Origin of the sequence: Caballeronia sp. LZ028, assembly GCF_031451415.1 — a bacterium.
GTDB classification, from domain to species: Bacteria; Pseudomonadota; Gammaproteobacteria; order Burkholderiales; family Burkholderiaceae; genus Caballeronia; species Caballeronia zhejiangensis.
The window spans coordinates 1,402,469-1,416,250 of sequence record NZ_JARUXN010000001.1; the positions used below are offsets into that span (position 1 = coordinate 1,402,469).

The window sequence follows — 13,782 nt, forward strand, 5'->3', positions numbered from 1 at the left end:
TTTTTCAGCTTGTATGAAGGTGATGTCGATTCAGCGATACGCGATGAGCCCGAGCGTCCCGCAAATGCAGACGAGCAGACTCGCGCGAAACAGCGCCGGATGCCAGACCACGCGATAAAGGCCCGTCAGCGCGAGCGCGCGGTCGACGACCCATGTGATCATCGCGCCGGCGATGAAGAGCAGCAGGATCGTCGGCACATAGGCTTCGAGGATCGCGACGTTACGCGGGAACATGGTCCGCTCCTTCTGGCGTGTGTTTCCGAACCGGCGCACCGTGCACGAAGGGCGCGAACGGCGATTCGTGATCGAGCAGCGCGGTCCGGACAAAATGAAGATGACTGGCGATGCGCTGCAGCCGATGCTTTTCCTCGCGCGGCAGATCGAACCGCGCGAGCACATCCCGCGTATCGTCGATCGCGCGTTCGGTCGCGGCGAGCGTGGCGTCGAAGCGCTGCGCATTCGGGCGATCGAAAAGGCGCGCGATGGCGTCGAGCGTCGCGTCGATCGAGCGGCGCCACGGCATCGACGCCGCGTACTGCGGCGCGTTCGACAGCCCTGCGATCTCGCGTCGCAGATCGATCACCGCGTTGCCGAATTCGAGCACGGCGAAGAGCCATTGCAACGCATCGCGCTGCAAGTCGGGACGTCCGGTCGCGAGCGCGTTGATTTGCGCGAGCAGATCGCGCGTGCGGCTTTCGAAGTGCGTCGTGAGACGCGTGAGACGCCCATGGCGCGCGCTCACGACTTCGCGCCGCAGATCGCCGAGCAGGAGACGCCGCAGCCACGGCGCATCGGTCGGCAGCAGGACGGCGAAGGCGACCGCCGCGACGATCATCGACAGCACGAGCGCGAGGGCATCGTTCATATAGCCGGTCGGATCGTAGTGCACGAGATTGTCCGGCCCCGCGAGAAAGCAGAAGAAGATGCAATAGCCGATGCCCACGCCGGCGAGCGCGCGCCGCGTGCTCAGATACGCGCCGAGCAAAAGCGCGGGCGCGAGCGCGGCGCACATCATCGCGAAGCCCTCGATATGCGGAAACACGCCGAACACGACGATCATCCCGGCGACGGCCGCGAGCATCGTGCCGAGCGCCATTTGCGCGGACATGAGCGTCGGACGCGGCGACGACGACGCGAGCGCGCACACGGCCGCCGCGTTGAGCACCATCGTGCCGCCGCTCGGCCACGCCGTCGCGATCCAGAACGCGGACAGGACGAACATCACGATCGCGCCGCGCAGGCCCGAAATCGCCGCGGCGAGCAGGTTCGTCTTCGGCACGTAGCGCGCGATCCAGCGCTCGCGTTCGTGCGACGGCGAGCTCAGCGACGCATACGTTTCGGCATAGGCGAGCATGTCGTCGACGAAGCGATACAGCAGTTCCGTCGCGGTATCGAACTCCAGTTGCGCGAAGTCCGGATCCGCTTCGAGCGCGGCACGCGTCGCGCGCACGCGCCGGGGCAATGCGGCCTTGTAGTCGCGCAGTTGCGCGGCGGCGTGCGCGGCATCGGCGGCATTCTTCACCGGTTCGCCCGATACCGAGAAGAGCGGCGGCACTTCGCGAAAGAATGGCTCCAGCGCGGCGATCGTCGTCGCCGATGCGTTCTCGCGCAGCCGGTTCATCAACTGATGCAGCGCGTGAAAGCGCGTTGACGCGCTCATGAACTCGCTGTTGAGACGTGCGAGCCGCCCGCCGCGCATCCGCGATTCGGGATTCTCGAACACGGCGACGCTGCGCGCGGCCTCGAAGCCGACGATATCCGACACGAACGCGAGATTGGTTCGCTCGATCTGCGCGCGTTCCATGTTGCCCGACAGCGCGCGGCACACGTAATCGACGAACTGCGCGAAGCGGCGGCGCACCGTCGTGCGAACCTGCTCGCCCGCGTGCTGCGGAAAGACGAGCGCGCTCACCGCGCCGGAACACACGATGCCGAGCGTCACTTCGCCGACGCGCGTGAGCGCCGACAGATACGCGGCCTCCGGATGCTGCGCCGCCGGAATGCCGATCAGCGCGGCCGTGTAACCGGCGAGCACGAAGCCGTACGAGCGGAAGTTGCGATTGCGCGCCGCGCCCGCCGTGCAGACGCCGACCCACAGCGCCGTCGCCGAGAGGAACAGCACCGGCTGCTGAGAGAACAGGCTGATGAAGATCATCATCACGACGAGACCGACCATCGTTCCGCAGAAACGATAGAAGCTCTTTGCGAGCACCATGCCGCTTTGCGGCTGCATCACGACGAACACGGTGGTCATCGCGGTGCGCGGCTGCGCCATGTCGAGGCGCATCGCGATCCACAGCGACAGCAGCGCCGCGAGCACCGCCTTGAAGATGTAGATCCACGCGAGGCCGTCGGTGCGCGCCCAGTCGAGCACGACCTCCTTGAGCGGCTGTCGTCCGATGAGAGAAGCGGGCGTCGACATGCTCAATCCCGTGCCTTGCTGAACGGCCCGATATGCTTCGACGGCGCGAGCGCGGTCTGCTGCGGCCCGTTCGACGGATCGTCGATGCCGCCGCCGAGCGCCGACGTCAACGTCGCGTAGGACGCGAGGCGTTGCGCGCGCACGCGCGCCTCGCCGTCCTGCGCCTTGAGCAATTGCGTCTGCGCGATCAGCACGTTCAGATAATCGGTGAGGCCGCGCTTGTAGCCTTCGTTCGCGAGATCGTAGTTCTTGCGCGCGGCGGCGACGGAGCGGCCCGACGCTTCGAGCTGCGTATCGAGCGAATGCACGCGCACGACCTGATCGGCGATGTCCTTGAGCGCGGCGACGAGCGTCGCGTTGTAATGATCGACGGCCTGATCGTATTGCGCCGATGCCGCGCCGAGCTGCGCGCGCAGGCGTCCGCCTTCGAAGATCGGCAGCGAGATCGCGGGGCCGAAGCTGTAGCCCGATGCGTCGCGCGTCAGGAACGAGAGCAGCGCGCCGCCCGCGAACGCCTGCGTCAGCGACGCAGCGAGATTGATGTTCGGATAGAACCCGGCCTTCGCGACATCGATGCCACGCGCTTGCGCGGCCACCATCCAGCGCGCCGCGACGATATCCGGCCGATGTCCGACGAGTTCCGCCGGCAGCGCGGAGGGCAGGGGGAGCGGCGTGGCGAGCGACAGGTCGGGACGCGTGAGCGCTTCGCCCGCGCCGGGGCCGTCGCCAGCGAGCGCCGCCAACTGGTTGCGCGCCAGTTGGATCTCTTCCTTGTAGACATCGACCTGACGTTCGTACTCGGGCAAGGGCGCTTCGGCCTGGCTGACTTCGAGCTGCGTGCCGAGACCGCCTTTCAAACGTCGCCGCGCGAGATCCGCGATGCGCTCCTGCTGCGCGAGCGTCTGCTCCGCGATATCGAGCAGCGCGAACGACTGCGAAAAGCCGATGTACGCGCGCACGACGTTCGTTTCGAGTTCGAGTTGCGCGGCGCGGGCATCGGCGGCGCGAACGTGTGCGACGTCCAGCGCGCGCTCGGCGTTGTTGTCGTCGCGATGCCAGAGATCGAGGTTGTACGACAGCGACAGGCCCGCGGTGTTGTCCCAGGTGGTCGTGTCGGCGTACGTGCCCGGGCCGTAGAAATCGTTGTTGGGCCAGTTCTTGCGAGCGATGCTCATCGAGCCGTCGACGTGCGGCAGCAACTCGGAGTGCGCGACGCCCGCCTGTTGCTGCGCTTCGCGCACGCGCGCCGCGGCCATCGCGAGCGTGGGGCTGCCGGCGGTCGCGCGTGCGATCCACGCGTCGAGTTGCGGGTCGCGATAGGCGCGCCACCATTGCTCGGCGGGCCATTGGGCGTCTGCGTTGGCGGCGCGAATGGCGCTGCCGGCATCGAGCGTCGCCGCGTCCGTGAGGGAATCCTGCGGCGCGATTTTGCCCGTGCTTGCGCATCCACCGATTGTTAATAGTGCTGCAAGAACGGCCGCGCCTGCAGCGCTTCTGGACAGTCGTCCCCGCACGATTCACTCCTAAAATGAATTAGATGCCAAGAAGTGATTATATTTTTGCGAAGATTGTCGAATAACCCGTAAGGATGCAAAGCATTTTTACGAGGGATGTGATAATCGTTGTTGTTACGCGTGTAACAATCCGAGTCACGAACGATTTTTAAGACGGAATTAGCGGCATGGACACGCTCCAGAACATGCGCGTATTCGTGCGGGTCGTGGAAGCGGGCAGCTTCACCGCGGCCGCGCAGCATCTGAATACGACGACGGCTTACGCATCGCGCGCCGTATCCGACCTCGAGGCGCACTTGCGCGCGCGCTTGCTGAACCGGACGACGCGGCGCATCGCGCTCACCGAAGCGGGCGAGCGCTATCTGCAACGCTGCGAGCAAATCCTCGCCTATGTCGATCAGGCGGAAGCCGAGGCCGGCGATGCGCACGCGCGTCCGTCCGGCAAGCTCAAGGTCCATTCGATGACGAGCTTCGGCCAGCACTACGTCGTGCCGATGATTTCGCGCTATCAGCAGCGGCATCCTTCGGTGCAGGTCGATCTGACGCTCGCGCAGCGCGTGCCCGATCTGCTCGACGAAGGCTACGACGTGTCGATCGTGCTCGCTTCCGATCTGCCGGATTCGGGTCTCGTGTCGGCGCGTCTCGGCTCGGTGTACAGCATCGCGTGCGCGTCGCCGGCGTACATCGAGAAGAACGGCGCGCCGCACGTGCTCTCCGATCTCGTGCGCCATACCTGCCTGCATCTGATGACGCCGGTGTTTCCGGCCGACCGCTGGGTTTTCGACGGCCCGAACGGTCAGGAGACGGTGAGTCTCGGGCCGTCCACGTTCACGGTCAACGTCGCCGAGGCGATGGTCGCCGCGATCCGCGAAAGCATGGGCATTGGCGTGCTGCCGACGTCGTCCGCGCTGCCGGGCTTGCGCGCGGGCACGCTCGTGCGCGTGCTGCCGCAATACACGATGCAGGAGTTGAACGTGTACGCGCTCTATCCGTCGCGGCAGTATCTCGATGCCAAGATCCGCACGTGGGTCGAGTTCCTGCGCGAGGCGCTGCCCGACACGCTCGCGGCCGACGCGGAATCGCTCAAGGAATTCGTCGTCGCCTGAACACCGGATGAAGCTGCGTTCAGTTACGAAAAAAGCCGCGGCGCAACACTTGCTTACTCACGATTTGTCCGCAGCTTGATATTTTCTGCACTGGTTCTCACGCATCTTTGACCGGGATAAGTCACATGAGTACGCCTCTTTTGCTCGCACTCGCCGCGCTTCTCGTCCTGATCGCCGTTCCGGCGTCGCGCGATCTGTTCAACGCCATGCGCGCGCAGTCGGAGCGCGAGGCGAAGCGGCGCCTGGTGCCGATCCGTATCGACGACGATCGGCCGCGGCGCTAAACGAACTTCACACAGCCTTCACAGCGAGGCTTCGAGCGGCTCGATGAGTCGCGGCTCATCATTGGTCGCGCGATTCACATCGGCCGATACGCGGTGCCAGACGAAGTGCGACGCCGGCACGCCGTCCGACTCGACGAGCGCCGCGAGATCGTCGGGCGACGCGTCCGGATCGAGCCAGCGGCGCGCGTTTGCCGGCGCGAACACGAGCGGACGCCGGTCATGCACGTCGACGAGTCCTTCGTCCGCCGCCGCCGTCACGATGACGAAGCCCGCGCCGGGCGCGGCAGCGTCGTCGTCGCGCATGATGCTCGTCAGCGCGGCGAGGTACATCGGCTCGCCGTCCGCGCGCTGAATGAAGTAGGGCTGCTTGAAAGGCTTCGCGGCGGGGTCTCCCGGGCGTGGCTCGATACGCCATTCGAACCAGCCATCGGCCGGCACGAGAATGCGCGCCTTCTTCCATAAATGCTTGAAATACGCGCTCGTCGCCGCCGTCTCGACGCGCGCGTTGATGGTCTGCGGCAGCTTCTTCTGAATCGCCCACGGCGGGCAATAGCCCCAATGCACCGCGCGGATGGTTTCGTCGGGATAGACGGCGAGCGGATGCGTGCCGGGCGACAGGTTATAGCCGGGACGCCTGTCGGCGGCATCGACCAGCACGAACGGATTTCTCAGATGCAGACGCTGCGCGTAATGCATCGGCAGTCGGTACTGGCTGATTCGGCCGCACATGGCGTTCCTCCACAAAGTCCGCGACGTTTCAAATTTCGACGACCTTGTCCCACGCGAAATCCGGATTCTCCCACCGTTGCTCGCGGCGGCTGAAGTAGCCGCGCGGATTGCACACGACGCGCGTGCCGTCCACTTCGTAATCGAACGACGTATGCGTGTGGCCGTGAATCCACAACGACGCGGGCGCGCGCGCGAGCGACGGCAGATGATTCACGAAGCCCGCGGACACGAGATCTTCCGCGTAACGCGGCGCGAGGCTCTGGCGCATCGGCGCGTGGTGCGTGACGACGATCGTTTGCCCTGCGAACGGCTTCGCGAGTTCGCTCTCGAGCCATGCGCGCGACTGTTCGTGCAGCGCGAGGGAATCGTCCGGTGCGAATTCGCGCGGTTCGCCGTCCGGCTCGGGCCACGCGAGTTGAATGAGGCCCTTATAGTCGAGCATCACTTTCGTGCACGCGGCCTTGGCGTTTTCGATTTGCGCATCGCCGGAGCCGAACAGCGCGAAGTCGGTCCACAGCGTCGTGCCAAGCACGCGCCACGCGCCGCGCCGATCCACCAGCGACGCGTTGTTCAGATAGTGCACGTTGTCGACGCTGCGCGCGGCGTCCTGCATTGCCGCTTCCATCGCGCCGAACTCGGCGTCGTAGTATTCGTGATTGCCGGGCACGTAGACGACGGGCACGTCGGAATCGAAATTTTCCGCGGCCCAGCGCAAACCTTCGGCGTGGTTGTGAATGTCGCCAGCCAGCACGACGAGATCGGCCTCTGCATACGGAATCGCCAGCGGCTCGTCGCATTCGAGATGCAGGTCCGACAGCACGCGAATCTTCATGCGATGTTCTCCTTCGCGAGCGTCGCGTTCCAGCGCACGACCTTGCCGGGATTCATCAGGTTGTCCGGATCGAGCGCGGCCTTGATCGTCTGCATGAGACGGACTTCGACCGGCGACTTGTAGTGCATCGCTTCATCCACCTTCAACTGGCCGATGCCGTGCTCCGCGCTGATGCTGCCGCGGTGCCGGTGCACCTGGTCATACACGAGCGCGTTGATCGGCGTCTGGAATTCGCCGAGGAAGCGCTTTGGGTCGACGCCTTCGGGCGCCTGCACGTTGTAGTGCAGGTTGCCGTCGCCGAGATGGCCGAACGTCACCATGCGCACGCCGGGCACTGTCTTCGCGATGATCGCATCGGTTTCCTCGATGAACCGCCCGATGCTCGAAATGGGCACGGCGATGTCATGTTTGATGTTCAGACCTTCCTCGGCCTGCGCGAGCGGAATATGCTCGCGCAGATCCCAGAAAGCCTGCGACTGCGCGAGGTTTTCCGCGACGACGGCATCTTCCACGATGCCCTTCTCGAGCGCTTCTTCCATCAGCCGCTCGAAGAGGGCGCGGGCGTGCTCGTCGCTTTCGCTGTCGGAAAGTTCGAGCAGCACGGTTTGCGCGTGCGGTTCGCCGAACGGATAGCGCAGTTGCGGGAAATGCTTGCCGACGAGGCGCATCGAGAAATCGGACATCAGCTCGAAGCCGGTCAGAAGCGCGCCCGCGTGATGCTGCGCCAGCGAGAGAAAGTCGAGCGCGGCATGCGGCGAAGCGAGCCCGGCCAGCGCCGTGACCTTCGCGACCGGCGCGGGATGCAGCTTCATGACCGCCGCCGTGATGATGCCTAGCGTGCCTTCCGCCCCGATGAAGAGATCGCGCAGATCGTAGCCGGTGTTGTCCTTGCGCAGCCCGCGCAGGCCGTCCCAGATTTCGCCCTGCGGCGTCACGACTTCGAGGCCGAGACACAGCTCGCGAGTGTTGCCATAGCGCAGCACACCAGTGCCGCCCGCGTTCGTCGAGAGATTGCCGCCGATGGTGCAGCTGCCTTCGGCGGCGAGACTCAACGGGAACAGCCGTTGCGCTTCTTCGGCGCGCGCCTGGATTTCGGCGAGCACGACGCCCGCTTCGACGGTGATCGTGTTGTTATGCGGATCGACGCCGCGCACGCGATTGAGCCGCTTCAGGCTGATGACGGCTTGCGCCCCGCTCGAATCTGGCGTTGCGCCGCCTGCGAGACCGGTGTTGCCGCCCTGCGGCACGATCGCGACGCGATGCTCGCGAGCGATCCGGACCACGGCCGCGACCTGCGCGGTATCGGCGGGCAGCAGCACGGCGCACGCAGTGCCGCGATAGCGCTTGCGCCAGTCGATGAGGTACGGCTCGGTATCGTAGGCGTCGGTCAGGACATGCGATGCACCGAGAATGTCGGCGCACGCGGCGATGAAAGCTTGAGTGGCGGTCATGGGCAGATGGGCAAAGGATCCGGTAGAGCGTAGTGCACAGTATCGCGCAGGCGAGCGGCGCGCGACCCTCGTCCGAATGGCATAGGCACGCGCGCACGGTGAGGTTTCATGCTACAAAGCATCACGTCCGGGCAGAACGCGGGCGAAAAAAGCGAACGTTTCAGATTTTTTCCGCACGAGCGTTCAACCGGGCCGCGCGTTTGAAGGGCGCGACGTACGCGAGCGCGCAGACGAAGAACGCGAGGGCGAGCGCTGCTTCCAGCCAGGCGAGCGACGCGGGGAGGCGCGCATCGGTCATGCCGCGCACGATGCCTTCGGCGAAATACAGCAGCACGAGCATCGACGCCCATTGCAGCGTGTAGAGATTTTTGCGCGCGACGCCCGGCAGCGCGCACGCGAGCGGTAGCGCCTTCAGCGCAAGCGCCCATGCGCCCGGACGCAGCGGCGCGAGCCAGAGCTCCCAGACGAGCGCGAGCACGACGAGCGCCACGAGGCTCGCAAGCGCGCCCGATGCGAGCGCGCCGTTGGGACGTGCTGTGGAGATCGGCGTGGTCATGCGGAACGGGCGCCGCGCACGAGATTGAGCGCGGTGCGTGAGAGCCGTGCGCCGAGCGCGATTGCGAGCGCCTTCTCGTCGGCGGAAATGCCGTGCCGCTGATTTTCGTCGCCGCCCGCGCGGGCGTGATGAGACGCGCCGTAGGGCGTGCCGCCGCTTTGCGTCGTGGTGAGCCGCGATTCGGTGTACGGGATGCCGACGATCATCATGCCGTGGTGCAGCAGCGGCAGCATCATCGAAAGAAGCGTGCTTTCCTGGCCGCCGTGCAGGCTGCCGGTGGACGTGAACACGCTGGCAGGCTTGCCCGAAAGCGCGCCGGACAGCCATTGCGGCGTGGTGCCGTCGAGGAAGTACTTGAGCGGCGCGGCCATGTTGCCGAAGCGCGTAGGCGAGCCGAGCGCGAGGCCGGCGCATTCTTCGAGATCGCGCAATTCGGCGTAGGGCGGTCCGTCGGCGGGAATGTCGGGCTGGGTCGCTTCGCAGACCGTGGAAACCGGCGGCACGGTTCGCACACGCGCCTGCATGCCGGCCACGCTATCGACGCCCTGCGCGATTGCGAGTGCGAGCTCGCGCGTCGCGCCGTGGCGGCTGTAGTAAAGCACGAGGATGTCGTTCATAAGGCTTTTTTAGTGAACGGCTATTATAGGTATTGGGTGATTTTCGTGGCGAGAAGCGGCTTTGCACGCGGGACGCCATGACGGGAGAACGCGTTTGCAGCACGTTTTTATCGATCTCGCGGCGGTCAGGCGTCTCGCCAGTTTTGTCGCGCGGCGCATCGGCGAAGACCGCGTCGCGCAAGTGGCGGGCAGCCTCACGTTCACGAGCGTGTTGTCGCTCGTGCCGCTCGCCACGGTCGCGTTCGCGCTCTTCACCGCGTTCCCGATCTTCGGCTCCTTCCAGGCGTCGCTTCAGGACTTCCTCGCGGTGCACCTGATGCCGCCGCAGATCAACGATCAGATCTTCAAGTATCTGAACCAGTTCGCGTCGAAGGCGAAGGGGCTGACGACCGTCGGCATGATCATTCTGTTCGTGACCTCCGTCATGACGATGATGACGGTCGAGTCCGCGTTCAACGTGATCTGGCGCGTGAAGAAGGCGCGCCCGATCGCGCAGCGCGTGCTCGTCTACTGGTCGATCATCACGCTCGGGCCGATTCTCTTCGGCTGCAGCCTGTCGATCTCCTCGTACGTGTTCGCGCATTCGGTCGCGTTCGCGGGCTCGCACAACCTGATGCCGCCGATCGTCGAATGGGCGCTCACAGGCGTCTCGCTGCCGCTGACGGCGCTCGCCTTCACGTTCATCTACGTCTATATGCCGAACTGCAAGGTCGAATGGCGCGATGCGATCGTCGGCGGGCTGATCGCGGCCGTCGCGTTCGAACTCGGCAAGCGCGGCTTCGGCTATTACGTACGGCGCATTCCGACCTACACCGCCGTCTACGGCGCGTTCGCGGCGCTGCCGGTCTTTCTGCTGTGGGTGTATCTGTGCTGGATGTTCGCGCTCATCGGCGCGATGGTCACATCCGCGCTGCCTGCGATTCGCACGGGGCAATATCATCGGCGCGATTTTCCGGGTAGCGATCTGCTCGATGCACTCGAGATCCTCGCGCGGCTCGTCGAGGCGCGGGACGAGGGCAAGCCCGGCTACACGTCCTTGCAGCTTTCGACCCTGGCGCGCTGCGATCTCGATACGTCGACGAGGCTGATCGCGCGGCTCGACGCGCTCGGCTGGATCGGCAGGCTGGAGGATTCGCGCATGCCGCGTTATGTGCTGATCGCCAATCCGAATCAGATCACGGTGACGATGCTCTTCGAGCAGTTCGTGATCGATCGCGCGGAACTCGAATATCAACTGAAGCTGGATGCGGCGCAGGTCGACTGCGGCGCGCTGATGAACGCGCTGGATAACGAGAAGCTGGAAATCACGCTCGGCTCGCTGATCGCGGCACGCGCGTCTGCGCTGACGAGCGCGCGTCTGCGCGAGGTGCCGCGCTCGTCCATGCCGGAGCAGCCGGCCTGAGCCTTCGTTCGACGCATATCAAAGCGAGATTCTGCCGACGCAGATGTCCTTGAACATCACCCAGTCGCCCATCAGGCTGTAGATCGGGTGGCGAAACGTCGCGGGGCGGTTCTTCTCGAAAAAGAAATGGCCGATCCACGCGAAGCCGTAACCGCAGACGACGGCCGCGGGCAGCCAGAGCCAGTCGCCGGTTGCGATCGCCATCGCGAGACAGCCGATCACGCCCAGCGATCCGATGAAGTGCAGCCTGCGCGACACCAGGTTGCGATGCTCTTCGAGGTAATAGGGATAAAACTCGGCGAAATTCGCGAAATGTTCACCATGTGCGGTGTGCGCCATGACGGCCTCCCTGATGATGCGTGCCGGTGTCTGAAGATTAGCCAGCAAGAATCATTCTGCGACTGCCAGTCGCGCCATGCAAGCAGCCACGGCGGGCTTGCGCGGCCCGCCGCACGCGCGTTTTCAGGCCGACGGCGCTTTCGCGCTGGCGCACGCGAGCGCGAAAGCGAACAGCGCATCGAGCGTCGCGTCGGGCTGCTCGGTCATGATCGCGTGGCCCGCATCGAGTTCCACGGTCTTCAAGGACGCGCCGGCTTTCCTGAAGGCATCGACGAGCGGACGGGCAGCGCGCGGCGGCGTCATCAGGTCGCGCTTGCCGCTCACGATGCACACCGGGCAACGCACGGCGGCCGCGCGTTCGAGCGCGTCGGCGTAGGTGTTGCAGGCGCTGAAATCGGTGTGAAAAAGCAGCGCTTCGCCGCGCAGGCTCACGCGTTCCATGAGCCGCTGATTCACGCCTTGCAGCCAGAAGCCCGGCGCGGGACTCGACGGCTTCGCGGCGATCGTCGAATGCGACCATTGGTTGACCATCGCGATGGCTTCGGGCTCGTGCTCGCGTGCGGCGTCGAGCAGCGTATCGGAGACGGCCATCGGCGCGGCCGTCGCGAGCAGGGCGAGACCCGCCGCGCGGTCGGGATAGCGGCCAGCGGCATCGAGTGCGATCAGCGAGCCCATGCTGTGGCCGACGAAGAGCGCTTGCTGCACGCCGGCCGCGTCGAGCACGGCGATGACCCAGTCGGCGAACTCGCCGATGGTCGAAAGCGCGGGACCGGCGCTTCTTTCGTGACTCGGCAGATCGAGCGCCAGCACGCCGAAACCGTGATGCGCGAAATAGCGCGTCTGCAAGGCCCAGACGCTGTGATCGTGTTCCGCGCCGTGAATGAACACGACGGCGGGGCGCGTCGCGTCGAAAGGCTTGCCGCCGGTGTAGGCATAGGCCGCGCGGCCGTGGACGTCGAGGATCATGCGCGGCTCCCGAGCGGCGCGGCGGCGCTCGCGTCCGGAGCGCTTTCTGCCGCTTTCTGCGCGGCTTTCAGCGCGCGCTTGAGATCGTCGATGAGATCGTCGGGATCTTCCAGTCCGATCGACAGACGGATGCGCCCCGGCCCGATGCCCGCAGCTTCGAGCGCGGCGGCATCCATGCGGAAGTGCGTCGTCGATGCGGGATGAATCACGAGCGAGCGCGCATCGCCGACGTTCGCGAGATGCGAAAACAGCGTGAGCGTTTCGATGAACTTGCGCGCCGCCGGCACGCCGCCCTTCAGATCGAAGCTGAAGACCGCGCCGGCGCCGCGCGGCAAGAGACGTCCGGCGAGCGCGTGATCGCGATGCGTCGGCAGTTCGGGATAGGCCACGCCTTCCACTGCCGGCGAACTCAGCAGGAACTCGATCACCTTGCGCGTATTCGCGACATGCCGATCCATGCGTAGCGGCAAGGTTTCGATGCCTTGCAGCAGTTGCCACGCCGCCTGCGGATGCAGACACGCGCCGAAATCGCGCAAGCCTTCGCGCCGCGCGCGCAACAGGAACGGCGCGACGGTGCTCTCTTCGGCGAACACCATGCCGTGAAAGCCGTCGTAAGGCTCGGTGAACTCGGGGAAGCGTCCGCTCGCGGTGAAATCGAACGTGCCGCCGTCGACGAGCACGCCGCCGATCGTCGTCCCATGTCCGCCGAGAAACTTGGTCGCGGAGTGATAGACGAGATCCGCGCCGTGCTCGAACGGACGCAGCAGATACGGCGTCGTGAACGTGGAATCGACGAGCAGCGGCACGGCGTGCTCGTGCGCGATTTCCGCGACGCCCGCAATGTCGAGCACGTCGAGCCCCGGATTGCCGAGCGTTTCGCCGAAGAAAAGCCGCGTGTTCGGCCGTGCCGCCGCGCGCCATGCATCGAGATCGTGCGGCTTCACGAATGTCGTCTCGATGCCGAAGCGCCGCAGCGTGTAATGCAGCAGATTGTGCGAGCCGCCGTAGAGCGCGCTGGACGCGACGATGTGCGAGCCCGCGCCCATCAGCGTCGCGATCGCGAGATGCAGCGCGGCCTGGCCGCTTGCCGTGCCGATGGCGCCGACGCCGCCTTCGAGCGCCGCGACGCGCTCCTCGAACACCGCGACGGTCGGATTCGAGATGCGCGAGTACACGTGCCCCGAGCGCTCCATATTGAAGAGCGCGGCGGCGTGATCGCTGTCGCGAAAGGTGAACGACGTCGTCTGATAAATCGGCGTCGCGCGCGCGCCGGTGACGGGATCGGGCGCGGCGCCCGCGTGCAGCGCGAGCGTGTCGAAACGGTTGGCTGGCATCATAGGCGGCCGGCGCGCGAGACGGCCGGCGTGCGGCGAAAATGAGGGTCAATCATCCTAACATCGGATGCGCGCGCCCAAACCTAGGGCGAACGCGCGGCCTTCGATCGCGCAAAGCCTTGTCCGTTCGGCCAATGCGGGCGAACCGTCGTCCCGTTCGCTTTCCTTTTGCGGGCCTTTCCGATAGCATCGGCCTATGGTTTCATCATCGTTCGGCCAATCGAACAGGC

The 13,782-nt window shown here is 65.6% G+C and carries 14 protein-coding genes; 3 read left to right on the forward strand and 11 right to left on the reverse strand.

The features are described 5' to 3' along the window. Window positions 1–30 precede the first annotated feature (30 nt). From QCE58_RS06575 to QCE58_RS06585, 3 genes are read right to left on the reverse strand one after another with little or no spacing between them, the layout of a single operon-like run. Window positions 31–234, reverse strand: coding sequence for a DUF1656 domain-containing protein (locus QCE58_RS06575; protein ID WP_008350357.1), 204 nt, complete (start codon window positions 232–234; stop codon window positions 31–33). Further along, the gene (locus tag QCE58_RS06580; protein WP_239294952.1) at window positions 221–2,422 is read right to left on the reverse strand and encodes an FUSC family protein; all 2,202 of its coding nucleotides are present in this window, start codon (window positions 2,420–2,422) and stop codon (window positions 221–223) included. Before QCE58_RS06580 ends, QCE58_RS06575 begins: the two co-directional genes overlap by 14 nt. A gap of 2 nt (window positions 2,423–2,424) precedes the next feature. After that, window positions 2,425–3,936 (reverse strand): efflux transporter outer membrane subunit, encoded by a 1,512-nt coding sequence (locus QCE58_RS06585; protein ID WP_008350355.1) that lies wholly within the window; start codon window positions 3,934–3,936, stop codon window positions 2,425–2,427. A 167-nt stretch (window positions 3,937–4,103) separates the two neighbouring features. On the opposite strand from QCE58_RS06585, the gene QCE58_RS06590 reads away from it, so the two are divergent. Continuing rightward, entirely contained in the window at window positions 4,104–5,042 is a 939-nt protein-coding gene (locus QCE58_RS06590; RefSeq protein WP_008350353.1) for a LysR family transcriptional regulator, read from the forward strand. 125 nt (window positions 5,043–5,167) lie between these two features. Beyond that, the gene (locus QCE58_RS06595) at window positions 5,168–5,326 is read left to right on the forward strand and encodes a hypothetical protein (RefSeq protein ID WP_244807928.1); all 159 of its coding nucleotides are present in this window, start codon (window positions 5,168–5,170) and stop codon (window positions 5,324–5,326) included. An 18-nt stretch (window positions 5,327–5,344) separates the two neighbouring features. On the opposite strand, the gene QCE58_RS06600 is transcribed toward QCE58_RS06595, so the two are convergent. The 5 genes from QCE58_RS06600 to wrbA form a co-directional block, all read right to left on the reverse strand. Then, complete coding sequence (locus QCE58_RS06600) at window positions 5,345–6,055, reverse strand: SOS response-associated peptidase (protein ID WP_034472073.1); 711 nt, start codon at window positions 6,053–6,055, stop codon at window positions 5,345–5,347. Window positions 6,056–6,083: 28 nt separating this feature from the next. After that, window positions 6,084–6,887 (reverse strand): metallophosphoesterase, encoded by an 804-nt coding sequence (locus tag QCE58_RS06605; protein ID WP_008350349.1) that lies wholly within the window; start codon window positions 6,885–6,887, stop codon window positions 6,084–6,086. Then, window positions 6,884–8,338, reverse strand: coding sequence for an FAD-binding oxidoreductase (locus tag QCE58_RS06610; protein ID WP_008350347.1), 1,455 nt, complete (start codon window positions 8,336–8,338; stop codon window positions 6,884–6,886). The genes QCE58_RS06605 and QCE58_RS06610 overlap by 4 nt, the downstream gene beginning before the upstream one ends. A gap of 160 nt (window positions 8,339–8,498) precedes the next feature. Next, a complete protein-coding gene (locus QCE58_RS06615; protein WP_008350344.1) occupies window positions 8,499–8,894 on the reverse strand; it encodes a DUF2069 domain-containing protein in 396 nt (131 codons plus the stop codon). After that, window positions 8,891–9,511: an NAD(P)H:quinone oxidoreductase gene (gene wrbA / locus QCE58_RS06620; RefSeq protein ID WP_008350342.1), complete on the reverse strand. Its 621-nt coding sequence runs from the start codon at window positions 9,509–9,511 to the stop codon at window positions 8,891–8,893. Before wrbA ends, QCE58_RS06615 begins: the two co-directional genes overlap by 4 nt. Window positions 9,512–9,605: 94 nt before the next feature. Between wrbA and QCE58_RS06625 the strand changes: the two genes are divergently transcribed. Then, the gene (locus QCE58_RS06625; RefSeq protein WP_175979951.1) at window positions 9,606–10,913 is read left to right on the forward strand and encodes a YihY family inner membrane protein; all 1,308 of its coding nucleotides are present in this window, start codon (window positions 9,606–9,608) and stop codon (window positions 10,911–10,913) included. 18 nt (window positions 10,914–10,931) lie between these two features. On the opposite strand, the gene QCE58_RS06630 is transcribed toward QCE58_RS06625, so the two are convergent. The 3 genes from QCE58_RS06630 to QCE58_RS06640 form a co-directional block, all read right to left on the reverse strand. Beyond that, on the reverse strand, window positions 10,932–11,252 hold the full coding sequence (locus tag QCE58_RS06630; RefSeq protein ID WP_008350338.1) for an Mpo1-like protein: 321 nt from the start codon (window positions 11,250–11,252) through the stop codon (window positions 10,932–10,934). 123 nt (window positions 11,253–11,375) lie between these two features. Further along, window positions 11,376–12,218, reverse strand: coding sequence for an alpha/beta fold hydrolase (locus tag QCE58_RS06635; protein WP_250521059.1), 843 nt, complete (start codon window positions 12,216–12,218; stop codon window positions 11,376–11,378). After that, window positions 12,215–13,552: an O-acetylhomoserine aminocarboxypropyltransferase gene (locus QCE58_RS06640; RefSeq protein WP_033537221.1), complete on the reverse strand. Its 1,338-nt coding sequence runs from the start codon at window positions 13,550–13,552 to the stop codon at window positions 12,215–12,217. Before QCE58_RS06640 ends, QCE58_RS06635 begins: the two co-directional genes overlap by 4 nt. Window positions 13,553–13,782: the final 230 nt, after the last annotated feature.